Annotated in this window: 20 protein-coding genes; 16 read left to right on the top strand and 4 right to left on the bottom strand. The window is 62.1% G+C overall.

All coding sequences use genetic code 11. The features are described 5' to 3' along the window. The first annotated feature begins 118 nt into the window (after positions 1 to 118). Positions 119 to 979: a phosphonate ABC transporter, permease protein PhnE gene (phnE, locus tag B3229_RS20890; protein ID WP_286874105.1), complete on the top strand. Its 861-nt coding sequence runs from the start codon at positions 119 to 121 to the stop codon at positions 977 to 979. Further along, positions 976 to 1,860 carry a phosphonate ABC transporter, permease protein PhnE gene (gene phnE, locus B3229_RS20895; RefSeq protein ID WP_286874107.1) on the top strand — a complete coding sequence of 295 codons (885 nt, stop codon included), beginning with the start codon at positions 976 to 978 and terminating at the stop codon, positions 1,858 to 1,860. The genes phnE (B3229_RS20890) and phnE (B3229_RS20895) overlap by 4 nt, the downstream gene beginning before the upstream one ends. Here the strand turns inward: phnE (B3229_RS20895) and B3229_RS20900 are convergent. Next, entirely contained in the window at positions 1,814 to 4,390 is a 2,577-nt protein-coding gene (locus B3229_RS20900) for an ATP-binding protein (protein WP_286874110.1), read from the bottom strand. The genes phnE (B3229_RS20895) and B3229_RS20900 overlap by 47 nt on opposite strands. Before the next feature lie 144 nt (positions 4,391 to 4,534). Here B3229_RS20900 and B3229_RS20905 point away from each other — a divergent pair, with 144 nt between their 5' ends. From B3229_RS20905 to B3229_RS20915, 3 genes are all read left to right on the top strand, one after another. Continuing rightward, positions 4,535 to 6,049, top strand: a complete 1,515-nt coding sequence (locus tag B3229_RS20905; protein WP_286874113.1) for a sugar ABC transporter ATP-binding protein — start codon at positions 4,535 to 4,537, stop codon at positions 6,047 to 6,049. A gap of 13 nt (positions 6,050 to 6,062) precedes the next feature. Further along, positions 6,063 to 7,043, top strand: a complete 981-nt coding sequence (locus tag B3229_RS20910) for an ABC transporter permease subunit (RefSeq protein WP_033791420.1) — start codon at positions 6,063 to 6,065, stop codon at positions 7,041 to 7,043. A gap of 69 nt (positions 7,044 to 7,112) precedes the next feature. Beyond that, positions 7,113 to 8,051: an ABC transporter substrate-binding protein gene (locus B3229_RS20915; protein WP_033749891.1), complete on the top strand. Its 939-nt coding sequence runs from the start codon at positions 7,113 to 7,115 to the stop codon at positions 8,049 to 8,051. 26 nt (positions 8,052 to 8,077) lie between these two features. Here B3229_RS20915 and B3229_RS20920 read toward each other — a convergent pair whose 3' ends face one another. After that, a complete protein-coding gene (locus B3229_RS20920) occupies positions 8,078 to 8,812 on the bottom strand; it encodes a response regulator (RefSeq protein ID WP_286874117.1) in 735 nt (244 codons plus the stop codon). A 428-nt stretch (positions 8,813 to 9,240) separates the two neighbouring features. Here B3229_RS20920 and B3229_RS20925 point away from each other — a divergent pair, with 428 nt between their 5' ends. Next, positions 9,241 to 10,539: an NCS2 family permease gene (locus tag B3229_RS20925; RefSeq protein WP_216491711.1), complete on the top strand. Its 1,299-nt coding sequence runs from the start codon at positions 9,241 to 9,243 to the stop codon at positions 10,537 to 10,539. Between the two features lie 399 nt (positions 10,540 to 10,938). Then, positions 10,939 to 11,580: a hypothetical protein gene (locus tag B3229_RS20930; protein WP_286874119.1), complete on the top strand. Its 642-nt coding sequence runs from the start codon at positions 10,939 to 10,941 to the stop codon at positions 11,578 to 11,580. A 70-nt stretch (positions 11,581 to 11,650) separates the two neighbouring features. On the opposite strand, the gene B3229_RS20935 is transcribed toward B3229_RS20930, so the two are convergent. Both B3229_RS20935 and B3229_RS20940 read right to left on the bottom strand, forming a co-directional pair. After that, positions 11,651 to 13,105 carry an AMP nucleosidase gene (locus B3229_RS20935; RefSeq protein WP_286874122.1) on the bottom strand — a complete coding sequence of 485 codons (1,455 nt, stop codon included), beginning with the start codon at positions 13,103 to 13,105 and terminating at the stop codon, positions 11,651 to 11,653. Then, positions 13,030 to 13,392 carry a hypothetical protein gene (locus B3229_RS20940; protein ID WP_161801240.1) on the bottom strand — a complete coding sequence of 121 codons (363 nt, stop codon included), beginning with the start codon at positions 13,390 to 13,392 and terminating at the stop codon, positions 13,030 to 13,032. Before B3229_RS20940 ends, B3229_RS20935 begins: the two co-directional genes overlap by 76 nt. A 59-nt stretch (positions 13,393 to 13,451) precedes the next feature. Between B3229_RS20940 and B3229_RS20945 the strand changes: the two genes are divergently transcribed. The 9 genes from B3229_RS20945 to B3229_RS20985 all read left to right on the top strand — a co-directional run bounded on the left by B3229_RS20945 (position 13,452) and on the right by B3229_RS20985 (position 23,271). Then, positions 13,452 to 14,567: a branched-chain amino acid ABC transporter substrate-binding protein gene (locus tag B3229_RS20945; protein WP_286874125.1), complete on the top strand. Its 1,116-nt coding sequence runs from the start codon at positions 13,452 to 13,454 to the stop codon at positions 14,565 to 14,567. Positions 14,568 to 14,650: 83 nt separating this feature from the next. Beyond that, the gene (locus B3229_RS20950; protein WP_096073395.1) at positions 14,651 to 15,565 is read left to right on the top strand and encodes an ABC transporter permease subunit; all 915 of its coding nucleotides are present in this window, start codon (positions 14,651 to 14,653) and stop codon (positions 15,563 to 15,565) included. Between the two features lie 7 nt (positions 15,566 to 15,572). After that, the gene (livM, locus tag B3229_RS20955) at positions 15,573 to 16,850 is read left to right on the top strand and encodes a high-affinity branched-chain amino acid ABC transporter permease LivM (RefSeq protein ID WP_152904193.1); all 1,278 of its coding nucleotides are present in this window, start codon (positions 15,573 to 15,575) and stop codon (positions 16,848 to 16,850) included. Further along, a complete protein-coding gene (locus B3229_RS20960; RefSeq protein WP_286874128.1) occupies positions 16,843 to 17,718 on the top strand; it encodes an ABC transporter ATP-binding protein in 876 nt (291 codons plus the stop codon). The genes livM and B3229_RS20960 overlap by 8 nt, the downstream gene beginning before the upstream one ends. After that, positions 17,711 to 18,460, top strand: coding sequence for an ABC transporter ATP-binding protein (locus B3229_RS20965; protein ID WP_286874130.1), 750 nt, complete (start codon positions 17,711 to 17,713; stop codon positions 18,458 to 18,460). Before B3229_RS20960 ends, B3229_RS20965 begins: the two co-directional genes overlap by 8 nt. A 119-nt stretch (positions 18,461 to 18,579) precedes the next feature. Next, the gene (locus B3229_RS20970; RefSeq protein ID WP_033749875.1) at positions 18,580 to 19,998 is read left to right on the top strand and encodes an EmmdR/YeeO family multidrug/toxin efflux MATE transporter; all 1,419 of its coding nucleotides are present in this window, start codon (positions 18,580 to 18,582) and stop codon (positions 19,996 to 19,998) included. Between the two features lie 107 nt (positions 19,999 to 20,105). After that, positions 20,106 to 20,276 (top strand): hypothetical protein, encoded by a 171-nt coding sequence (locus B3229_RS20975; RefSeq protein WP_193390070.1) that lies wholly within the window; start codon positions 20,106 to 20,108, stop codon positions 20,274 to 20,276. 123 nt (positions 20,277 to 20,399) lie between these two features. Next, positions 20,400 to 22,202, top strand: coding sequence for a DNA/RNA non-specific endonuclease (locus B3229_RS20980; protein ID WP_286874132.1), 1,803 nt, complete (start codon positions 20,400 to 20,402; stop codon positions 22,200 to 22,202). Positions 22,203 to 22,413: 211 nt separating this feature from the next. Next, the gene (locus B3229_RS20985; protein ID WP_048782270.1) at positions 22,414 to 23,271 is read left to right on the top strand and encodes a glucose 1-dehydrogenase; all 858 of its coding nucleotides are present in this window, start codon (positions 22,414 to 22,416) and stop codon (positions 23,269 to 23,271) included. Positions 23,272 to 23,278 lie beyond the last annotated feature (7 nt).

Here is a 23,278-nt window from a genome sequence, read left to right on the forward strand (position 1 = left end):
ATGGCGCGGGACGCTTTGCTCTTCTCCCCCTGTAACCCGCTGAGTAAGCTATTCTGCGGCCTGAGAATCTGCCTGTTGCACGCTCAGTTAATTTCTTTTATTACGCAGGAATCTTCTTTTGACTGACTTCGAACGCTACTACCAACGCATCCGCCGCCAGCAGAAACGCGACACGCTAATCTGGTCGCTGGTGCTGGTGACGCTCTACCTGCTGGCAGGCAAAATGTCAGAGTTCAGCCTGACCACGCTGTGGGCGTCGATGCCGCACTTCTTCGACTACCTGTGGGAAACGCTGCCGGTGCTGCACCTTTCCACGCTGTTCGACGGCGTAAAGACCGAAGGATCGCTGGCGTACTGGGGCTACCGCCTTCATTTTCAGCTGCCGCTGATCTGGGAGACGCTGCAGCTGGCGCTTGCCTCTACCATCGTGGCGGTTGGTATCGCCGCGGTGCTGGCGTTTTTCGCCGCCGATAATACTAAAACCCCGGCGAGCCTGCGCTTTGCTATTCGCGCCTTTGTCGCATTTCTTCGCACCATGCCGGAGCTGGCCTGGGCGGTGATGTTCGTGATGGCGTTCGGTATCGGCGCCATTCCCGGCTTTCTCGCGCTGGCGCTGCACACCGTCGGCAGCCTGACCAAGCTCTTTTACGAGGCGATTGAAAGCGCCTCCGACAGGCCGGTTCGCGGGCTGGCCGCCTGCGGCGCCAGCAAACTGCAACGGATGCGCTTCGCTTTCTGGCCGCAGGTCAAACCGATTTTCCTTTCCTACAGCTTTATGCGTCTGGAGATTAACTTTCGCTCCTCGACCATTCTGGGGCTGGTGGGCGCGGGCGGCATCGGCCAGGAGCTGATGACCAATATCAAACTCGATCGTTACGATCAGGTCAGCATCACGCTGCTGCTGATAATCGTGGTGGTATCGCTGCTGGACACCTGTTCCGGCCGGCTGCGCCGTCGCGTCGTGGAGGGTTCCGCATGATCGCGCTGGCGCCGGACATCGGCAAAATCAGGCAGGAGAATCCGGCGCTGTTCGCGGCGCAGAAGCGCTATCTGCGCCGTCTCGCGCTGGCGGCGATCGCCATCCTGCTTTACTACCTGTTCTTCTTTGAATTTTACGGTATCGAGTGGAGCCGCGCTGCGCTGGGCGCGCAGCAGCTCGGCCGCTATTTTCTGCGCATGTTCGTCTGGCACGATTTTATGAACTGGCCGTTCGGCTACTACTTCTCGCAAATCGGCATTACGCTGGCGATCGTTTTCGCCGGCACCCTGACCGCATCGATTATCGCGCTGCCGCTGTCGTTTTTCGCCGCGCGCAACGTGATGCACGCCCGCGCGACGCGGCCGATCGCCTGGGCGGTGCGTCGCCTGCTCGATCTGCTGCGCGGCATCGATATGGCGATATGGGGGCTGATATTCGTGCGCGCCGTCGGCATGGGGCCGCTGGCGGGCGTGCTGGCGATTGTGATGCAGGATGTCGGCCTGCTGGGCAAACTCTACTCGGAAGGGCACGAGGCGGTAGAGCGCTCGCCGAGCCGCGGCCTGAGCGCGGTCGGCGCCAACAGCCTGCAAAAGCACCGCTTCGGCATTTTTACCCAGTCGTTTCCCCATTTCCTGGCGCTTAGCCTCTATCAGATCGAATCCAATACCCGCTCGGCGGCGGTGCTGGGCTTTGTTGGCGCGGGCGGCGTCGGGCTGGTTTACGCCGAGAATATGCGCCTGTGGAACTGGGACGTGGTGATGTTTTTAACCCTGATCCTCGTGGCGGTGGTGATGATCATGGATGCGCTCTCCAGCCGCCTGCGCAAGCGCTATATCAGCGGGAAGCCGGTGCCGCTCTGGCAGCCAGCCGCGCGCGACTGAGCCGTTCGCTGCGCTGCCAGGCGCGCGCCAGCGCCTGCGCCAGCTGCGCGCTCCGCCAGGGTTTCGCCAGCCGTTCGCATAGCGGCAGCGCCACCGGCTGCAGGCGCAGATCCTGACCGCTGATCAGCAGCGTCGCCAGCTGCGGCCACTGCTGCTGCGCCTGGCGGATCACCTCGGCGCCGTTCAGGCCGCCGGGCAGCATCAGATCGCTGATCAGCAGATCGATATCGGGCGTCTGGCGCAGCAGCGCCAGCGCCTCTTCGCCGCTGGCGCACTCCAGCGTAACGTAGCCGAGCTGGTGCAGATGCTCGCAGAGCGTCTGACGCACCGCCGGTTCGTCATCCAGCACCAGTACCAGCTTGTCGCGCGGCGTCGGCGGGGCGACCGGCGGCAGCGGCGACGACGCGACCGCGCTTTCAGGCGCGCGCGGCAGCAGCAGCCGCACCGTAGTTCCCTGTCCGGGCGCGGTGTCGATTTCGATCTGGCCGCCGGACTGCCGCACGAAGCCATAGACCATCGACAGTCCCAGCCCGCTGCCGCTGCCGGTCTCTTTGGTGGTGAAAAAAGGCTCGAAGACCTGTTCCCGCACTTCCGGCGTCATGCCGCAGCCCTGGTCGATCACCTCAATCACCACGCGTTCTCCTTGCTCGCGCCGCTGACTGGCGATGCGCAGGCGGATCTCGCCGCTTTGCTGCTGCATAGCGTCGCGCGCGTTCACCACCAGATTCATCAGCGCGTTCTCCAGCTGGCTGGCGTCGATCCAGGCGAGCCAGCCGGGCCGCGGCGCCTCGACCGTCAGGCGCTGGCCGGGCAGCAGCGAGTGCTGCAGCAGGTTTTGCAGCTCGTCCACCAGCCGCGTCACCGAGACGGCGCGCGGATGCAACGCCTGCTTGCGCGAAAAGGCGAGCAGACGCTGGGTGAGCAGGGCGGCGCGATCCGCCGCCTGACGCGCGCGTTCGATGCGGCTCGCCAGACTGCCCGGCGGCAGCTGGCCTTGCGTCAGCGCCAGGCTGCCGATGATCACCGCCAGCAGGTTATTGAAGTCGTGCGCGATGCCGCCGGTCAGCTGGCCGACCGCCTTCATCTTCTGGCTGTGCACCAGCGCCTCTTCCAGCGCCTTGCGCGCGGTGCGCTCCAGCACGGTGTTGACGATGCCGCGGCGCGGCACCGGGCTGAAGCGCAGCTCCAGCGTACGCCCATCCGCCAGCCGTACCTCCTGCGGCTCGCCCGGATGCTGCAGATCCACGCCCACGCGCCCCAGCAGCTGGCGATAGTGCAGGCCGCGATGCAGCGCCTCGCCGGAAAGACCCAGCAGCTGAGGATACTGCGCATTCCACACCACCAGCTGACCCTGGTTGTCGAACAGCGCGAAGCCGTCGCGCATGGCGAGAAAGGTGGATTCAAGCTGGCTGCTCTTCTCTTTCAGCAGGCGCGAGGTGTGCGCCAGCGAGGCGGTATTGCGGGCAAAGACGTTAAAGGCGCGCGCCAGATCGCCCAGTTCGTCGCGCCGCTGCAGGCCCGGCACCGCAACATGCGTTTCGCCCTGCGCCAGCCGCGTCATGGCGTCGGCGATGGCGGTCAGGCTGGAGCCGAGGTTGCGGTAGATATAGATCCCGGCATAGCCGGTGATCGCCAGCGCCAGCAGGGCGAACAGCGCGATAAACAGGATCACCGAGTTGAGTTCGCGATGGGTCTCCGCGCTGCGCATTTCGCTCTGCTGCGCCACCTGCTGCACGCAGGCGGTGATGTCGTCGTTGAGCGCCGCCACCAGCGCCTTGATGCGGTAGGTTGAATAGGCGATAGCGAGGTCGTTCTCCGCCAGGCGATCCGCCAGCGGCCGCAGCGACTGCTGGGTGGCGATCAGCTGCGCGATTTTCTCATCCAGCACCGCATCGCCGGAATCGGGCCGCCACGCCGTGATCACCTGCTGCAGCTGGTCGACGACCGCGACAGGCGACGGCGTGCGGATCGCCGCCGCCAGCAGCCGCTCGGTCTGCTGACGCAGCGCCGCCGCCGGGCCGAGTCGCGTCGCGAGCTGGTTGATATGATCCAGCAGCAGCTGCGACTGCCACAGGCCGCTGAGCAGGGCGTTGCGCTGCAGATGGCGCTGATGGCCGTTGATCAGCAGTTGAGTGATGGTCTGCTCCAGCATCAGGCTGCGCGCGCGGATGCGCGCTACCCGCGCCGTCTGACGCGCCGCGAGCGGCGCCGAGGCGAGCAGCGTCAGCGACTGCTGCAGCGCCTGCTGGTTCTGCTGCAGCCGCTGCGATTCGCTCTGATACTCCAGCGCCCCCACCACCTGCGACAGGCGCACCGCCGCCGTGGCGACGCTGGCGGTATCGCGCGCCAGCGCCAGGCTGGCGCTCATATCGCTCAGGGTTTGCGCCTGCGCCTGCTCCTGAATGCGTCCGGCATGACGAAAGCCGAATATCGCCACCGCGCTCACCATCAGCGTGACGCACACCACCAGCAGATTAAACAGCAGCAGGCGGCCGCGCGCGCCCGCCTGCCAGGGATGTTGATGCCGCATACCGCGCCTCCGCGCCCGCCGTGCCTGAGGCGAGTATAGGGCGCGGCTCAGGCGCATTTATGACAAATATGAACGGCCGCTGACATTTTCCATTTATTTAGCGCTGCTTTACTCAGCCCTAATCACCGTTATCTGGAGCGGTCCATGACAGCCACACCGATTCTGCAAATGCGCGACATCACGCGGCGCTTCGGCCAGTTTTACGCGCTAAAGGGGGTCGACCTCACGGTGTATGCCGGCGAGATCCACGCGCTAATGGGCGAGAACGGCGCGGGCAAAAGCACCCTGATGAAGATCCTCGCCGGCGCCTACAGCGCCACCAGCGGCGAAATCCTGATCGACGGGCGCCCCTATGCCATCCGAGGACCGAAAGAGGCGCTGGCGGCAGGTATCACGCTGATCTACCAGGAGATCAACCTGGCGCCCAACCTGACGGTCGCGGAGAACATCTTTCTCGGCAGCGAAATCACGCGCGGCGGGCTGATTCGGCGTCGCCAGATGGCCGAAGAGGCGCAGCAGGTGATCGATCGCCTCGGCGCGCAGTTTAGCGCCACCGACCGCGTCAGCCGCCTCAGCATCGCCGAACAGCAGCAGGTCGAGATCGCGCGCGCGCTGCACCGCAACAGCCGCATTCTGGTAATGGACGAACCTACCGCCGCGCTGAGCAACCGCGAAACCGAGCAACTCTTCGCGTTAATAAAGCGCCTGCGCGCCGAAGGCATGGCGATTATCTATATCAGCCACCGCATGGCGGAAGTGTATGAACTCTCCGATGGGGTCAGCGTGCTGCGCGACGGGCAGTATGTCGGTAGCCTGACCCATGACACCCTGAACGCCAGCGAGCTGGTGCGCATGATGGTCGGCCGTCCGCTGAGCGATCTCTTTAACAAGGATCGTACTATCCCGTTCGGCGACATTCGTCTGGCGGTCAATCACCTGACCGACGGCGGCAAGGTGCGGCCGAGCAGCCTGGCGGTGCGCGCCGGCGAAATCGTCGGGCTGGCCGGACTGGTGGGCGCAGGGCGCAGCGAGCTGGCGCAGCTGATTTTCGGCGTGCGTAAACCCAGCGGCGGCGAGATTTGGATCGACGGGCAGCAGGTCGCTATCCACTCGCCGCGCGACGCCATTGCGCGCGGCATCGGCTTCCTCACCGAAAACCGCAAAGAGCAGGGGCTGTTTCTGGAGATGGCGGCGCAGGAGAACATCGTGATGGCGACGCTGGAGCGTGACGCCAGCTACGGGCTGCTTAACCGGCGCAAAGGCAGGCAGATCGCCGGAGACGCCATCGCCACGCTCAACATTCGCGTGCCGCATGCGCAGGTGCGGGCGGGCGGCCTCTCCGGCGGCAACCAGCAGAAGCTGCTGATTTCGCGCTGGGTATCCATTGGGCCGCGCATCCTGATTCTGGATGAGCCGACGCGCGGCGTCGACGTCGGCGCCAAAAGCGAGATCTACCGCATGATGAATCAGATGGCGCAGCAGGGCGTGGCGATCCTGATGATCTCCAGCGAGCTGCCGGAGGTGGTCGGCATGAGCGACCGCGTGTATGTGATGCGCGAAGGCGCTATCGCCGGGGAGCTGGATAAAGATCAGATCAGCCAGGAAAACATTATGACGCTGGCCACCGGGGCGCATAGCGCCTCGCCGCTGGAAATATAAGGAGAAGAGAGCGATGACAGAGACCACGCGAGCGAAACCGCCCACCGTCAAGCGGGCGCTGATAGGCGACATGCTGCAAACCGTCGGCATTTTGCCGATCCTGGTGCTGATTGTGGTGGTATTCGGCTTTGTCGCGCCGAACTTCTTCACCGAGGGCAATCTGCTGAATATTACCCGCCAGGCCTCGATTAATATCGTGCTGGCGGCCGGTATGACCTTTGTCATCCTGACCGGCGGCATCGACCTCTCGGTGGGCTCGATGCTCGGCACCACGGCGGTGGTGGCGATGGTCGCCTCACTCGATCCGATGCTCGCCGGCATGACCATTCCCATGGCGCTCGGCGCAGGTCTGGTGATGGGGCTGTTCAACGGCATTCTGGTCGCCTGGGCCGGACTGCCGCCCTTTATCGTCACCCTCGGCACCTATACGGCGCTGCGCGGCGCCGCCTACCTGCTGGCCAATGGCACCACGGTGATTAATTCCGATATCAGCTTCGAGTGGATAGGCAACGGCTATCTCGGGCCGGTGCCCTGGCTGATCGTGATCGCCTTCGCCGTGATCGCCGTCTGCTGGTTTATCCTGCGGCGCACCACGCTGGGCGTTCATATTTACGCGGTAGGCGGCAATATGCAGGCGGCGCGGCTGACCGGCATTAAGGTCGGCGCGGTGCTGGTGTTCGTCTACGCCATGAGCGGGCTGCTTTCCGGGTTAGGCGGGCTAATGTCGGCGTCGCGCCTCTATAGCGCCAACGGCAATCTCGGCGTCGGCTATGAGCTGGACGCCATCGCCGCGGTGATCCTCGGCGGCACCAGCTTCGTCGGCGGCATCGGCACCATTACCGGCACGCTGATCGGCGCGCTGATTATCGCCACGCTCAATAACGGCATGACGCTAATGGGGGTCTCCTATTTCTGGCAGCTGGTGATCAAAGGCGCGGTGATTATTATTGCGGTGCTGATCGACAAATATCGCACCCGGCACCACGTCTCCTGAGCGCGGCGCCCCTTTTTTACCCTACGCCATTCAGCCGTTGGCGATTCTAATAACAGCAGGAGAAGGTCTATGCGTTTTAATCCGATCGTAACCGGGCTGCTGGCGGCAACGCTGTTCAGCGGCGCCTTCGCCCAGGCGAAAGATCTCAAATCCATCGGCGTCACCGTCGGCGATCTCGCCAACCCGTTTTTCGTGCAGATTACCAAAGGCGCGGAGATGAAAGCGCGCGAGCTGGCGGGGGACAAAGTCAACGTGACGCTGGTCTCCAGCGGCTACGACCTGGGCCAGCAGGTGGCGCAGATTGATAACTTTATCGCGGCGAAAGTCGACATGATTATCCTGAACGCCGCCGATTCCAAAGGTATCGCGCCGGCGGTGAAACGCGCCCGCGACGCCGGGATCGTGGTGGTGGCGGTCGACGTGGCGGCTGATGGAGCCAACGCCACCATTACCTCGGACAACACCCAGGCGGGCGAGATGGCCTGTAAATACATCTCCGATCGCCTGAAGGAGAAGGGCAATGTGCTGATCATCAACGGCCCGCCGGTTTCCGCCGTGCAGAACCGCGTCGAGGGCTGCATGACCGAGCTGAAACGCCATCCCGAGATCAAGCTGCTCTCCTGGAATCAGAACGCCAAAGGCAGCCGTGAAGGCGGACTGGAAGTGATGACCGGCCTGCTGTCGGCCAATCCGAAAGTGGATGCGGTATTCGCCATCAACGATCCGACCGCCATCGGCGCCGATCTGGCGGCGAAACAGGCGCAGCGCAACGAGTTCTTTATTGTCGGCGTCGACGGATCGCCCGACGGCGAAGAGGCGCTGAAGCGCAAGAATTCGCTGTTCGTCGCTACCCCTGCGCAGGATCCGCAGGTGATGGCGGCGAAAGCGGTCGAGATCGGCTATGACATTCTGCAGGGCAAACCGGCGCCGGATAAGCCGGTGTTGATCCCGGTTTCCCTGATTGATCGCAACAACGTCGGCAGCTACAAGGGCTGGACGGTAAAATAACGGCGGGTGTTCCCGGCTGTTCGCCTTCAGGCGCTCAGCCGGACCGCTTCCGGACGCGTCACATCGGCGGAAAAGACATAGCCGAGGCCGCGAATGGTGCGGATCAGGCTGGGCTGATGCGGATTGGTTTCAATTTTGCGCCGCAGCCGCATAATCAGCACGTCGATGGTGCGGTCGAAAACGTCGAGGCTTTCGCCGTGGGTCAGCTCCAGCAGCTGATCGCGCGTCAGCACCTTGCGCGCGTGGCGCACCAGCGCGCGCAGCAGCGCATATTCGCCCTGCGTCAGCGGCACCGATTCGCGCTGCGGATTAAGCAGCTGACAGCGCGCTTCATCCAGCTGCCAGCCGTTAAAACGCCAGCCGCTCTCCGCCGCCTCCGGCTGTATAAGCCGACCGCCGCGCCGCAGCGCCGCGCGCGCTCTCGCCACCACCACGCGCGGATTAAAAGGCTTGGCGATATAGTCATCCGCGCCCATCTCCAGTCCGACCACCATTTCCGCTTCGGAGCCCATGCCGGTCAGCATGATCACCAGCAGGTCCGGGCGCTGACGCTGGAGCTGTTGCAGCACCAGCAGGCCGTTGGTATCGGGCAGCATCATATCCAGCATCACCAGCGCGATGTCGCCATGCTGCGCCAGCAGCGCCGGCGCGTCGCGGCCGTAGTGGCAGCAGTAAACGCTAAACTGTTGTTCATCCAGCACATCCTGCAGCAGTTCGCAGACGGCTTTATCATCATCGACAACCAGAATGGCGGGCTTCATGCAGCGCGACCTCAGGGTTAAAAAAAGGTTAACAAGAGTGTACATGGCGCGTTTTGCGCCGCATCGACAAGCGATGGAAACGTGAGCGATATCGCCATCGACTTTAAGGAAGCGTGCGTTGGCGCAGAATTTTTCGGCGGCGCAGGGGAGGCGATGAAAACGATTGCGCGGCAGCGGGGCAATGCACCATAATCGCGCCTTCTTTTGGTTCAGATTTCTCTTAGAAAATGCCAGGCCTGGAAAGGTAAACGATTGCGTTTGCAGCTGGCATAGCGATTGCTATCTCTTCAGGCCTTAGGAGATTCAGGGCGTGACGACAGCGGCCGTCAGCATGCAGCGGCGCGTCGTGCGGTACCACAATAATCAGCATGTAACCCACACTGGCAAGTGAGAACGCGCATTCGTGCCGTCTCCGCTCTTGAGAGATGATGATGTTAGAAAAACTGTTCAAGCTAAAAGCGCATAATACGACGGTCCGCACCGAAGTCATCGCCGGGATAACCACTTTCCTGGCAATGGCCTATATCCTGTTTGTTAACCCCAGCATTCTGGGCGCCACCGGCATGGATAAGGGGGCGGTATTCGTCGCCACCTGTCTGGCGGCGGCGATCGGATCGGTCCTGATGGGGCTGATCGCCAACTACCCGATCGCGCTGGCGCCGGGCATGGGGCTGAACGCCTTCTTCACCTATACCGTCGTGCTGCACATGGGTTACACCTGGCAAATCGCGCTGGGCGCGGTGTTTTTGTCGGCGGTCATCTTCTTTGCGCTGTCGATTTTCAAAATCCGCGAGTGGATTATCGCCAGCATTCCGCTGCCGCTGCGCGCCGGCATTGCGGCGGGTATTGGGCTTTTCCTGGCGCTGATCGCGCTGGAAGGCGCAGGCATCGTGGTGGATAACCCGGCGACGCTGGTCGGGCTGGGCGATCTGACCAAGCCTGGCCCGCTGCTGGCGCTGCTGGGCTTTGTGGTGATTGTGGTGCTGGAGGCGCGTCGCGTCACCGGCGCGGTGCTGATCGGCATTCTGCTGATTACGTTTATTTCGATGGGTATCGGTCTGTCGCCGTTTGCCGGCGTCTTCTCCGCGCCGCCGTCAATCGCCCCCACCTTTATGCAGCTCGATATCGCCGGCGCGTTTAACGTTGGCCTGGTCAGCGTGATTTTCGCCTTTCTGTTTGTCGACGTCTTCGACAACACCGGCACGCTGCTGGGGGTGACTAAACGCGCCGGACTGGCGGACGAACAGGGCAATATCCCGAAAATGGGCCGCGCGCTGGTGGCCGATAGCGCCGCGGCGCTGTTTGGATCGCTGCTCGGCACCTCGACCACCACCAGTTATGTGGAATCCGCAGCGGGCGTGAGCGCGGGCGGACGTACCGGCTTAACGGCGGTCGTGGTCGCTATTCTGTTCCTGCTGGCGCTGTTCTTCTCGCCGCTGGCGGGCAGTGTGCCGGTCTACGCTACCGCGCCGGCGCTGCTGTTTGTCGCGGTGCTGATGGCCTCCGGCCTGGCGGAGATCGACTGGAAAGACATCACCACCGCGGCGCCGGTCACCGTTACCGCGCTGACCATGCCGCTGACTTACTCTATCGCTAACGGCATCGCCTTCGGCTTTATCACCTGGACGGTGGTGAAGCTGCTGAGCGGTCGTACCAAAGAGGTCAATGCGGCGCTGGTGATCCTCTCTTTGCTGTTCGTGATCAAGCTGGGCTGGCTCAGCGCCTGATAGCGATCGCCGCGCTGGTGCAGGCTGGCGCGGTCTTATTCTTTTGCTGCGCGCAAGACGTAAATCGTGTTGCGCGCTTTTTTTGTTTCTTTCCTTAGGGATTTGCGTAGCGGATTCCAGAGTCCGCCAGAAAGGGTGTTAGCTTTTCTGGCGCAGCGCTACTCTGCCTGCGCTAATTCGAGGTGCGCATCGTTCGCCATTAATGAATGAATTAGCGGAACGGGGAATGTTTACCGGGCGGTAATCTGGTTAAATACCCAACAGTCAGGGGAGGCGTCGGTGGCATGACTGTAAGGCGTAACAAGGAAAGGAGAGAATAGTATGGAGTTTCCGTTAAGCCCTCTTCCGCATAAGTTTTCCTGTCCCCTCATCCCTCTTCGGCAATCAGGAGGAAACCCTATGGAGCGATTGACTAAACGCGTCGAGCGGCTTGAGCTGGATACGCACCAGATAAAAACAGACCTCGCGATACTGACCGAACGTTCGCAAAATTTCGCCACGAAAACGGATGTTGAAGGCCTGCGTACCGACCAGTTCAGGCTGCGCTGTGAAATGCTTGAAGGCTTCGCCCAGACGGCAGCCCAGTTTGCGCGTATTGATGAGCGATTTGCGCGAGTCAGTGACTGGACCGGACAGGCCGACACTAATTTTGCCGCAATTGATAAGCAGTTTGAGCGGGTTCATGAACAATTCAAATGCGTTGACGAAAAGTTCGAGCGAATTCATGAACGGTTCGAGCGCGTTGACGAAAAGTTCGAGCGCATGGACGAAAAGTTTGACCGCATTGATGAAAAGTTTGACCGCATTGATGAAAAGTTCGAGCGCATGGACGAAAGATTCGAGCGCATGGACGAAAAGTTTGACCGCATGGACGAAAGATTCGAGCGCATGGACGAAAAGTTTGTGCGCATTGATGAAAAGTTCGAGCGCGTCGACGAAAAGTTTGACCGCCTCAACGACCGCATCACCTGGACGCTGTTGGTCCCGGCTGTGCTCGCGGTGCTTGGCTGGCTGGCAAGAGAATTTATGGTGAACATGTAGAGAGGCGACATGCGCGCTGCCTCTCTGTTCAGAGCTGAAAAGCACGAGACGGCCCTCGTGCTCTGTTCAGTTAACGGAACGGCGGCTCGTTAAAGGTACGCAGTTTACGTGAATGCAGCTTATCCCCTTCGGCGCGCAGCAGCTCTACTGCGCAAATACCGATCTGCAAATGCTCTGAAATCGCCCCTTCATAAAAACGGTTCGCCTGACCCGGCAGCTTGATTTCACCGTGCAGCGGCTTGTCCGAAACGCAGAGCAGCGTGCCGTAGGGGACGCGGAACCGATAGCCCTGCGCCGCGATAGTGGCGCTCTCCATATCCACCGCCACCGCGCGGCTCAGGTTAAAGCGCAGCGCTGAGGCGGAGTAGCGCAGCTCCCAGTTGCGATCGTCCGTGGTCACCACGGTGCCGGTGCGCAGCCGCTGTTTGACCTCTTCGCCTGGCATATTGCTCACCGCTTTAGTGGCGTCATAGAGCGCGCGCTGCACCTCCGCAATGCTCGGAACCGGAATATCGGGCGGCAGCACGCTGTCGAGCACGTGGTCGTCGCGCAGATAGGCGTGCGCCAGCACGTAGTCGCCGATGCGCTGGCTTTCGCGCAGGCCGCCGCAGTGGCCGATCATCAGCCACGCGTGCGGCCGCATCACCGCCAGGTGATCGCAGATGGTTTTGGCATTGGACGGACCGACGCCGATATTCACCAGCGTGATGCCGCGTCGGCCAGGCGAGGTAAGATGCCAGGCCGGCATCTGATGCTTTTTCCACGCCAGATCCAGCATCGCCGCGTCGCTGTCCGCCGTATCGGCGGTGATCACCGCGCCGCCCGCGCAGGCCAGGCTGTCATAGTCGCTGGCGGGATCGCGTACCTGCTCTGTCGCCCAGCGGACGAACTCATCCACATAGCGCGTGTAGTTGGTGAACAGCACAAACGGCTGGAAATGTTCTACCGAAGTGCCGGTGTAGTGGCGCAGGCGCGCCAGAGAGAAGTCGGTACGCAGCGCGTCAAAGTGCGACAGGGGGAAAATCGCGTCCGGGTTAAACAGGCCGTCGGCGGTTTCATCGCCGATCTGCGACAGCTCGGTAGTGGGAAAATAACGCGCAATGCTGGCGCTCATGGTGCGGTCCAGCGACAGATCGGAGCCGTCAATCACGTAGGGATAGGGGATCTCCTGGCTGGAGGGGCCGACCTGAATCTCGACCTCATACTCTTTTTCCAGCATCGCCAGCTGTTCGCTCAGATAGTGGCGCAGCAGCGCCGGACGCGTGATGGTAGTGCTGTAGCTGCCGGTATGGGTAAATCGTCCCCAGGCGCGCGTGCGGTTTTGCTGCGGGCCTTCGCCGCGCCAGGTAATGCGCAGTTCAGGGTAGACAAACAGCCCCTGGCGACGTGCCTCATCTGCGGGCAGCGTGCCCTGTTCGGTATAGGTTTTTATCGCCGCGCGCAGCGCGTTCACCGCGTCGTCGTACAGACGCTCCAGTTCATCCAGCGCCTGCTGGCGGGTAAGGCCGTTCCGTTGTGTAGGCATAAACTCTCCTGATATGTAGCGAACTTTCCCCACAGCTTAGCGGGTTTGCCGCCGCCGCAAAGCAAGAATCTGTGATCGACCGCATTATGCACCAACAGGGTGCTGGCGTGTTGCCAATCCCCGCCTACGTTTAAATGAATCAGAAGGTGACGTCGTGCGCTGTCGCTGGCGTTGCCACCTTCCTTTAGCGAAATCTCGCCGCCCGTTGCGTTCTGGCGAGATTCTTGCTTGCGATTGATAGCGGCCTCTGTCGCCGCGCGTAGCATTCCCGAAACGAATAAAAACATTCACCGCTCCTGCGCCGTGGTCTGGCGAACGCAAACTCACTGTGTCGAGGATAGACAGCATGTCTCAGAAACTGATCAAGTTGTCGTTAAACATCGTAATTGCAGGCTGTATCGGCGCGGCGCTCAGCGCGCAGGCCGATATTAAAATTGGCGTCGCCGGGCCGTTCTCCGGGCCGAACGCCACCTATGGCGCGCAGTACTGGAAAGGGGCGACGCAGGCGGCGGAGGATATCAACGCGGCGGGCGGCATTAACGGCGAGAAAATCGTGCTGGTGCAGGGCGACGACGCCTGCGAACCCAAACAGGCGGTCGCGGTGGCGAACCGGCTGGTCGATCAGGATAAGGTAATGGCGGTCGTCGGCCATTTCTGCTCCTCCAGTACCATGCCCGCCTCGGAGGTTTACGACGACGCCGGCGTGCTGTCGATTACCCCAGGCTCCACTAACCCGCAGATCACCGAGCGCGGTATGAAAACCCTATTTCGCATGTGCGGACGCGATGACCAGCAGGGCGCCATCGCCGCCAACTTTATGCTCGACAAGCTAAAAGCGAAGAAGGTCGCGGTTATCCACGATAAAGATACCTATGGCCAGGGGCTGGCCGACGCCACCAAAGCGGCGCTGGAGAAGCGCGGCGTCAAAGAGGTGATGTATGAGGGCCTGTCGCGCGGCGAGAAAGACTTTAACGCGCTGGTGACAAAAATCGCTCAGGCGAATCCCGACGTGGTCTATTTCGGCGGTTGTCATCCCGAGGCGGGTCCGCTGGTGCGCCAGATGCGCGAGCAGGGCGTAAAAGCGAACTTTTTTTCCGGGGACTGTATCGTGACGCAGGAGCTGGTTACCGCCGCGGGCGGGCCGCAGTACACCAGCGGCATCTATATGACCTTCGGCAACGATCCGCGTCAGATCGCCGACGGCAAAGCGGTGATTGATAAGTTCCGCAAAGGCGGCTTCGAGCCGGAAGGCTATACCCTTTACGCCTACGCCTCTATCCAGGCGCTGGCGGCCGCCTACAAAGGCGCGGGCAAGGATAACGAGAAAGCCAGCGAATGGCTGAAATCTCACGATGTGCCAACCGTGATGGGGAAAAAAGCCTGGGATGGAAAAGGCGATCTGAAAGTCTCCGATTACGTCGTTTATCAGTGGGACGACAAAGGCAAGTATCACCAGCTGTAAGCCTGAGCCCGCCCTGCGTATCGCGGGGCGTTTCCTGTCCGGACCGCCCGGTTGCGCGGTCCGCTTTGCGCAGAGACTTCGTTATGGACGCCTTCTTACTTCAGCAACTGATCAACGGGCTGACGCTGGGCGCGGTATATGGCCTTATCGCGATCGGCTACACCATGGTGTACGGCATCATCGGTATGATTAACTTCGCGCACGGCGAGGTCTATATGATCTCCGCCTATCTCTGCGCCATCGGTCTGGCGCTGCTCTCATTCTTCGGCGTGCACTCTTTCCCGCTGCTGATTTTCGGCACGCTGCTCTTCACCGTGGTGGTGACGGCGGTCTACGGCTGGACCATAGAGCGTATCGCCTACCGGCCGCTGCGCCACTCGACGCGGCTGGCGCCGCTGATCTCCGCCATCGGCATGTCGCTGATCCTGCAGAACTATGTTCAGCTGAGTCAGGGCCCCAATCAGCAGGGGGTGCCGACGCTGCTGACCGGCGTGCTGCGCGTCGAGTTTGACGGCGGGCTGGTGCAGATCACCTGGACCAAGCTCTTTATCCTCGCCGCTGCCTTTTGCGGCATGGCGCTGCTTACCTGGATTATCCAGTACACGCGCCTCGGCCGTATCTGCCGCGCGGTGCAGCAGGATCGGCGTATGGCCGCCATTCTCGGTATCAATACCGATCGCGTGATTTCGCTGGTCTTCGTTATCGGCGCGGCGATGGCCGGGCTGGCTGGCGTGCTGGTGACGATGAACTACGGCACCTTCGATTTTTACGCCGGGTTTATCATCGGCATCAAGGCGTTCACCGCGGCGGTGCTGGGCGGCATCGGGTCGCTGCCCGGCGCGATGCTGGGCGGGCTGCTGCTCGGCGTGGCGGAGGCGCAGTTCGCCGGGCTGGTGAACTCGGACTACAAAGACGTCTTCTCTTTCGCGCTGCTGGTGGTGATCCTGATCTTCCGCCCGCAGGGGCTGCTTGGCCGTCCGCTGGTGGCGAAAGTATGAGGGCGCGATGATGAGTCGATTTATCAATGTGCCTCAGGCGCTGCGCGAGACCCTGCTGGCCGGGCTGATTGCGGTGGTGGTGTTCGGACCGATCGTCGGCGTGGTGCTGAAAGGGTACGCCTTCCAGCTCGCCCCTGCACGCGTGGCGCTGCTGGTGGCGGTGGTGATGGCGGGGCGGCTGCTGCTCAGCCTCTTTTTGCAGACCGAGCGCGGACGGGCGCTGCTGCGGCGCTTCGAAGGCGCGGACGACGGCGTGTACGTGCGCGAACCGGGCTATCGCTCTCGGCTGCGCTGGATCCTGCCGCTGCTGCTGGCGGCGGCGCTGCTGTTTCCCTTTCTCTCCAGCAAATATCTGCTGACCGTAGCGATCCTCGGGTTGATCTATGTGCTGCTGGGCCTGGGGCTGAATATCGTGGTGGGGCTGGCGGGCCTGCTCGATCTCGGGTACGTGGCGTTTTACGCCATCGGCGCTTACGGTCTGGCGCTCGGCTATCAGTATCTCGGGCTGGGATTCTGGAGCATGCTGCCGCTGGCCGCGCTGCTGGCCGCTTTCGCCGGGGCGCTGCTTGGCTTTCCGGTGCTGCGCATGCACGGCGACTATCTGGCGATCGTCACCCTGGGATTCGGCGAGATCATCCGCCTGGTGCTGACCAACTGGCTGAGCTTTACCGGCGGGCCGAACGGCGTGTCCGTGCCGTCGCCAACCTTTCTCGGTCTGGAGTTTGGTCGGCGCGCGCGCGAAGGCGGCGTGCCTTTTCATGAGTTTTTCCACCTCGACTACAACCCCAATATGAAGTTTATCTTTCTCTATGTGGTGCTGGTTCTGGTGGTGGCGCTGGTGCTGTTTATCAAGCATCGCCTGACGCGCATGCCGGTCGGGCGCGCCTGGGAAGCGCTGCGCGAAGATGAGATCGCCTGTCGCGCGATGGGGCTAAACCATGTGCTGGTGAAACTCTCCGCTTTTATGCTCGGCGCCTCGACGGCGGGCATCGCGGGCGTCTTTTTCGCCAGCTATCAGGGATTCGTCAATCCGACCTCGTTCACTTTCTTCGAGTCGGCGCTGATCCTCGCCATTGTGGTACTGGGGGGAATGGGCTCGACGCTCGGGGTGGTGCTGGCGGCCTTTGTGCTGACGGTGGCGCCGGAGCTGCTGCGCAGCTTCGCCGAGTACCGGGTGCTGCTGTTCGGCATGCTGATGGTGGTGATGATGATCTGGCGGCCGCGCGGCCTGGTGCGCACCAGCCGCGTCGGCGTCGCGCCGCGTAAGGGAGTGCGCCATGAGTGACGCTATTTTGCAGGTCGATCATCTGATGATGCGCTTCGGCGGCATCAAGGCGCTTAACGACGTCAGCCTACGCGTGCAGCGTGGCTCGGTCACCTCGCTGATCGGTCCCAACGGCGCGGGCAAAACCACGGTCTTTAACTGCCTGACCGGCTTCTACCGCGCCAGCGGCGGCCGCATTTTGCTGAACGCGCAGGCGCGCAGCACCGACGTGATTCAGATCCTCGGCCAGAAAATCCAGCCGCAGGACTGGCTGCGACCGACGCTGCTGGGATCGCGGCTCTGGTACAAGATGTTCGGCGGCGCGCACCTGGTGAACCGCGCCGGGCTGGCGCGCACCTTTCAAAATATCCGCCTGTTCCGCGAAATGTCGGTGATTGAGAACCTACTGGTGGCGCAGCATATGCTGGCGAACCGCAACCTGCTGGCGGGCATTTTCAATACCCGCGGCTATCGCGAGGCGGAGAGCCGCGCGCTCGATCGCGCCTTCTACTGGCTGGAAACAGTGGATCTGACGCCGACGGCCAATCGGCTGGCCGGCACGCTCTCCTATGGCCAGCAGCGGCGGCTGGAGATAGCGCGCGCCATGTGCACCCAGCCGGAGCTGATCTGCCTCGACGAACCGGCGGCGGGACTCAATCCCGTAGAGACCGAGGCGCTGAGCGCGATTCTGCACCGCCTGCGCGCCGATCACCGTATTAGCGTGCTGCTGATCGAGCATGATATGCCGATGGTGATGGCGATCTCCGACCATATCGTGGTGCTCGACCACGGCGACGTGATCGCTCAGGGCGCGCCGCGCCAGATCCAGCAGGACCCACGCGTCATCGCCGCCTATCTTGGCGCAGAGGAGGAAGATCTTCATGGCTGAACCGATGCTGAAATTTGACGCGGTCGATCTCTACTACGGCCCGGTGCAGGCGTTAAAAAAGGTTTCGCTTAGCGTGCAGCCCGGCGAGACCGTGGCGCTGATCGGCGCCAACGGCGCCGGCAAATCGACGCTGCTGATGTCGATTTTCGGCCAGCCGCGCATCGCGCAGGGAGAAATTTATTTTCAGGGAGAGCCCATTAGCCAGCGCTCGACCCACTTTATCGCCGCCAGCGGCATCGCTCAGGCGCCGGAAGGCCGGCGGATTTTTGCCGATATGACGGTGGAAGAGAATTTGCAGATGGGCACCATCGCCATCGGCAGCGCGCATCAGAAAGCCGATCTGGCGCGCATGTATGCGCTCTTTCCACGCCTGCTGGAGCGGCGCAGGCAGCGGGCGATGACCCTTTCCGGCGGCGAGCAGCAGATGCTGGCCATCGCCCGCGCGCTGATGAGCCGTCCCAGGCTGCTGCTGCTCGACGAGCCGAGCCTCGGGCTTGCGCCGATTGTGGTTAAGCAGATCTTCGCCATTCTGCGCGAGCTGACGCAGCAGGGTATGACGCTGTTTCTGGTGGAGCAGAACGCCCGTCATGCGCTGGCGCTCGCCGATCGCGGCTATGTGATGGCGAACGGCGAGATTCGCCTCAGCGGCAGCGGTCGGGAGCTGCTCGATAACGAAGAGGTGCGCAGCGCCTATCTGGGCGGCGCGGCAGCCGCTGCGGTGAAGAGCGAGAAAAGAGTGTAATAATGATTGAAAAGACAGGGAAACGCTTTGCATAAATAGTTAAGCGGACCCATCATTACAACTCCTGTCCAATCTGTTCTGATTTGGTTATTCCCTTGCAAAATCCTGGCGTAGCAGTGATGCAGGCGATAAAGCGCACGGCGTGGTATCCCAAACGCCGCTTTTATCGCACGCTGTTCTGGCGTGAGATCACGCCACTGGCGGTGCCCATCTTCATCGAAAACCTGTGCGTGATGCTGATGGGCGTATTAAGCACATTCCTGGTGAGCTGGCTGGGCAAAGAGGCGATGGCGGGCGTTGGGCTGGCGGACAGCTTCAACATCATCATCATCTCTTTCTTTGCCGCCATCGATCTCGGCACCACGGTGGTGGTCGCCTTCAGCCTGGCGAAGCGCAACGGCAAGCGCGCCCGCGCCGCCACGCGCCAGTCGCTGGCGCTGATGACGGTGTTGTCGCTGGTGCTGGTGTTCGCCATCGAGCTGTGGGGGCATCTGATCATCGATCTGATCGCCGGCGGCGCGGAGCCGAAGGTCAAAGAGCTGGCGCTGAGTTACCTGCAGACTTCGGCGTGGAGCTATCCGGCGGCGGCGATAGCGCTGATCGGCAGCGGCGCGCTGCGCGGGGCGGGGAATACCAAAATTCCGATGCTGATCAACGGCGGGATGAACATCCTTAATATCGTTATCAGCAGCGTGTTGATCTACGGCGCCTTCTCCTGGGAGGGGCTGGGCTTCGTCGGCGCCGGTCTGGGGCTGACCATCTCGCGCTATATCGGCGCAATCGGCGTGATTTACGTGCTGATGATCGGTTTTAACGCCTCGCTAAAGATCAGCCTGCCGAGCTATTTCCGCCGCTGGGACCTGAAGATCCTGATGGAGGTGCTGGGCATCGGCGTGCCGGCGAGCATCGAATCGGTGCTCTTCAACGGCGGCAAGCTGCTGACGCAGGTGTTTGTGGCGGGCATGGGCACCGACGCCATCGCCGGCAACTTTATCGCCTTCTCTATCGCCTCGCTGATCAACCTGCCGGGCAACGCGCTGGGCTCTGCCTCGACCATCATCACCGGCACCCGTCTGGGGCGCAACCAGGTTTATCAGGCGGAACGGCAGATCAGGCATGTTTTCTGGCTGGCAAGCCTCTGTCTGTGCGCGCTGGCGTTTATGACCGTGCCGCTCTCCGGCGTGCTGGCGCGCTTCTATACCCGCGATCCGGACGTTATCAGCGTGACGCAGCATCTTATCTGGCTTAACGCCGCCTTTATGCCGATCTGGGCCGCTTCCTGGGTCTTGCCTGCGGGGCTGAAGGGCGCGCGCGACGCGCGTTACACCATGTACGTCTCAATGTTCAGCATGTGGGGCGCGCGCGTCGTGGTGGGCTACGTGCTGGGCATCATGCTTGGCATGGGCGTGGTCGGCGTCTGGCTCGGCATGTTCCTCGACTGGGCGGTGCGCGGTGCCTGCTTCTGGTGGCGGCTGAAGAGCGGTAAGTGGCTGGATAATTACCGCAAAATGATGGCGAAGATGGCGAAGCAGCAGTAGCCGTCAGGCGTTTAGCTGTTTTTCGGCAATAAAGCGCAGAAATTAATGGTTCAGCTATGGCTGCGCCGAGGGTTTACTGAACCTCTCAAGAACGGAGGATCAACCCGATGAAAGCATTGTTGCAGCTGTGGAAAACGCGCGTCGCCGTCTGGCAGGCGCGCAAACGCGATTCGCATGGCGAGAGTGAATTAAGCCTGGAGCAGGAGCTGCTGCTTCCCATTAGCCAGCTTTACGGCTTTGAATATTTTCCCTCCGTGCATCGCTACCATGAAAAATAGCGCGCCCTGTTATCGCTTTCGGCACTAAAGCCCGCTCTCTCCCGGCGGGCTTTTTTTCGTCTGTGGTACAGCCGCAGCGGCTATGGTTAAAAGGGCAGCATGCCTTTTATCCTGGAGAAGCGAATGAGCGATAAAGAGAGTGCCGCGCTAATTAGCGCGCGGCTGGCACTGACCGCGCAGCAGCGTGCGCAGACCCGCGCCGCGCAGGCGCAGGGCGATACCGCGGAGCCGGATCGCGCCCGCGCGCAGCGCTACGCCTTTCAACAGCATCTGCGTCAGGGCGTCATCACCGGCAACAGCAACGATCTGCTGCCGGTCGCCTTTTTAGCGCAGGGCCTGGCCTGTGCGCGCGGCGTGGCGCTGCTGCGCGACGATGGCGTGCCTGCTGGCAGCGCGTTTTTAACCCACGGCGGCCTGCTTATCACCAACCATCATCTGCTGCCAGAGCCGCCTGCGGCGGGCCGCGTTACCCTACAGTTCGGCTGGCGGCGCACCGAGGCGGGCGAGCTGGCGGACGGCGTCACCTGTGGCGTCGATGCCGCGCGTTTTTTTCTCACCAGCCCCACGGATGAGCTCGACTGCACCCTGATTGCGTTGGGGGAGGTCACTGGTGGAGGCGGCGATGCGCCGCAGCCGCTGGCGCTTAACGACCGCAACGACAAACATGCGCTGGGCATCAGTCTCAATCTTATTCACCATCCAGGCGGCGCGCCGCAGCAGATTACCTTGCGCAACAATGCGCTGCTGGCGCGTCACGAGCAGCTGCTGCACTACGCGGCCGACACCGACGGCGGCTCCTCCGGCGCGCCAGTATTCAACGACGGCTGGCAGCTGGTGGCGCTGCACCACGGCGGCGTGGAAAGCGACGATGGCTGGGTGAATGAAGGGATTCGCATCAGCGCCATCATCGACTGGCTGAAGGGCGAGCTGCCGCAGCTGCCTGCGCCGCAGCAGGCGCTGTTGATGCAGGCGCTGACCGCCAGCGACAGCGCGGCTCCGCTGGCCGCCACTGCCGCGTCGGAGAGCGGCTACGGCAACCGCGACGGCTTTCAGGCAGATTTCCTTGAGGGCGCGCCGATCGATCTGGCAGCCATTATCGCGCCGCGCGCCGCCGAAGTGGCGCCGCTGCGCGACGGCCGTCAGGGCGCAGCAGCGCAGCTCGACTATGAGCACTTCTCTCTGCTGATGAACGCCGAGCGGCGTCTCGCCTTTTTTACCGCCACCAACATCGACGGCGCGCGCTATATCGCCATCGATCGCGGCAACGGCCAGCCGTCGCTGCTGGAGGAGGGGGATCGCTGGGTCGACGAGAGCCGTATCGACAGCCGCTACGTCACCGGCCAGGCCTTTTACAGCGAGTTCAGCCGCTGGTTCGATCGCGGCCATCTCACGCGCCGCAGCGATCCCACCTGGGGCACGGCGGCGGAAGCAGTGCGCGCCAACAAAGATACCTTTCACTTTACCAACTGTTCGCCGCAGCATTTTCGCTTCAATCAGAGCCTGCAGTACTGGCAGGGCGTCGAGCGCTATATTCTGGAGTCGGGCGTGCTGGAGTCGAAGCGAAAAATCAGCGTGCTGACCGGCCCGGTCCTGAACGAACAGTGGCGGCAGTATGCGGAATGGCAGGTGCCGCTGATGTTCTGGAAGGTGGTACTGCGCATCAACGCGGCGGGCAAGCCGCAGGCAACGGCGCTGCTGGTCAGCCAGGCGGAACTGCTGGATGAGCCGCGCCGCGTGCTGCCCCATGCGCAGGCGACACCGCGCCCCAATGTTGACGAGTACCGCGTGACGGTCAGCGCGCTGGAGACGCTGACCGGGCTAAACTTCGCCGCTTTTCGCGACTGGGAGAGCTGGCAGCCGGATGAAACGCTGCTGGCGCAACCGCTGCCGGCGAAGCTGATTATGAACTGGGAAGACCTGCTTTAGCCGCTGCGCTTGCTGCGCCTGAAAGCCCGCTCAGCCCCGTCTGTGCGGGCTTTTTTACGCGATCTTTTCGCTAAAATTGTTGTTCCTTCAAACCGTTACGCTTAGCACGCAGACTTGCGATTCTGACATGGCTGCTACACTTAGGGCTCGAGGCTGATAACGATTCAGCTCCACTGACGAGCGTGAAAGAGTCACTAAAAGGAGAGAACGTATGACAGATCGTCCCCAGAATCCTCAGCAGGCGCAGCAGCAGGAATGGCCCGGCAGCTTCCTCAAAATGGATCCCAAACCCGATCACGGTGAAACCAGCTATCAGGGATCCGGCCGCCTGAAAGGCAAAACCGCCATTATTACCGGCGGCGACTCCGGCATCGGCCGCGCCGTTGCCATCGCCTACGCCCGGGAAGGCGCGGACGTGGTGATCTCCTACCTGGATGAGCATGAAGACGCGAAAGATACGGCGAAGCGGGTGGAAGAGGCGGGCCAGCAGGCGCTGCTGATCGCCGGCGACATCACCGAAGCAGAGCATTGCCGCAGCATCGTGGCGCAGACGGCTGAGCGCTTCGGCAAAATCGATATCGTGGTGAATAACGCCGCCTTCCAGATGACGCGTACCGCGCTGGAAGATATCAGCGATGATGAATTCGATCGCACCATGAAAACCAATCTCTACGCCATGTTCTATATCTGCAAGGCGGCAGTGCCGCACATGCCGGCTGGCGGCTCTATTATCAATACCGCATCGGTGAATGCCGACCAGCCGAAGCCGAAACTGCTTCCCTATTCAGCGACCAAAGCCGCTATCGTGAACTTTTCCGGCGGCCTGGCGGCGCTGCTGGCGGAGAAGGGCATCCGCGCCAACGCCGTTGCGCCTGGCCCCATCTGGACACCGCTGATCCCGGCCACCATGCCGCCGGAGCAGGTGGAAAGCTTCGGCAGCGAAGTGCCGCTGGAGCGTATGGGACAGCCCGCCGAGCTGGCGCCAACCTATGTGATGCTGGCCAGCGACGAATCCAGCTATATTTCCGGCGCGACTATTGCGGTTACAGGCGGCGTCGCGGTTATCTGATTTCGTC

Source organism: Pantoea sp. UBA5035 (genome assembly GCF_002415245.1).
Lineage (GTDB): Bacteria > Pseudomonadota > Gammaproteobacteria > Enterobacterales > Enterobacteriaceae > Pantoea > Pantoea septica.

Coding starts and splice junctions, on each gene's coding strand:
- phnE (WP_286874107.1), top strand. CDS start 976: ATGATCGCGCTGGCGCCGGACATCGGCAAAATCAGGCAGGAGAATCCG.
- B3229_RS20900 (WP_286874110.1), bottom strand. CDS start 4,390: ATGCGGCATCAACATCCCTGGCAGGCGGGCGCGCGCGGCCGCCTGCTG.
- B3229_RS20905 (WP_286874113.1), top strand. CDS start 4,535: ATGACAGCCACACCGATTCTGCAAATGCGCGACATCACGCGGCGCTTC.
- B3229_RS20910 (WP_033791420.1), top strand. CDS start 6,063: ATGACAGAGACCACGCGAGCGAAACCGCCCACCGTCAAGCGGGCGCTG.
- B3229_RS20915 (WP_033749891.1), top strand. CDS start 7,113: ATGCGTTTTAATCCGATCGTAACCGGGCTGCTGGCGGCAACGCTGTTC.
- B3229_RS20920 (WP_286874117.1), bottom strand. CDS start 8,812: ATGAAGCCCGCCATTCTGGTTGTCGATGATGATAAAGCCGTCTGCGAA.
- B3229_RS20925 (WP_216491711.1), top strand. CDS start 9,241: ATGATGTTAGAAAAACTGTTCAAGCTAAAAGCGCATAATACGACGGTC.
- B3229_RS20930 (WP_286874119.1), top strand. CDS start 10,939: ATGGAGCGATTGACTAAACGCGTCGAGCGGCTTGAGCTGGATACGCAC.
- B3229_RS20935 (WP_286874122.1), bottom strand. CDS start 13,105: ATGCCTACACAACGGAACGGCCTTACCCGCCAGCAGGCGCTGGATGAA.
- B3229_RS20940 (WP_161801240.1), bottom strand. CDS start 13,392: ATGTTTTTATTCGTTTCGGGAATGCTACGCGCGGCGACAGAGGCCGCT.
- B3229_RS20945 (WP_286874125.1), top strand. CDS start 13,452: ATGTCTCAGAAACTGATCAAGTTGTCGTTAAACATCGTAATTGCAGGC.
- B3229_RS20950 (WP_096073395.1), top strand. CDS start 14,651: ATGGACGCCTTCTTACTTCAGCAACTGATCAACGGGCTGACGCTGGGC.
- livM (WP_152904193.1), top strand. CDS start 15,573: ATGATGAGTCGATTTATCAATGTGCCTCAGGCGCTGCGCGAGACCCTG.
- B3229_RS20960 (WP_286874128.1), top strand. CDS start 16,843: ATGAGTGACGCTATTTTGCAGGTCGATCATCTGATGATGCGCTTCGGC.
- B3229_RS20965 (WP_286874130.1), top strand. CDS start 17,711: ATGGCTGAACCGATGCTGAAATTTGACGCGGTCGATCTCTACTACGGC.
- B3229_RS20970 (WP_033749875.1), top strand. CDS start 18,580: ATGCAGGCGATAAAGCGCACGGCGTGGTATCCCAAACGCCGCTTTTAT.
- B3229_RS20975 (WP_193390070.1), top strand. CDS start 20,106: ATGAAAGCATTGTTGCAGCTGTGGAAAACGCGCGTCGCCGTCTGGCAG.
- B3229_RS20980 (WP_286874132.1), top strand. CDS start 20,400: ATGAGCGATAAAGAGAGTGCCGCGCTAATTAGCGCGCGGCTGGCACTG.
- B3229_RS20985 (WP_048782270.1), top strand. CDS start 22,414: ATGACAGATCGTCCCCAGAATCCTCAGCAGGCGCAGCAGCAGGAATGG.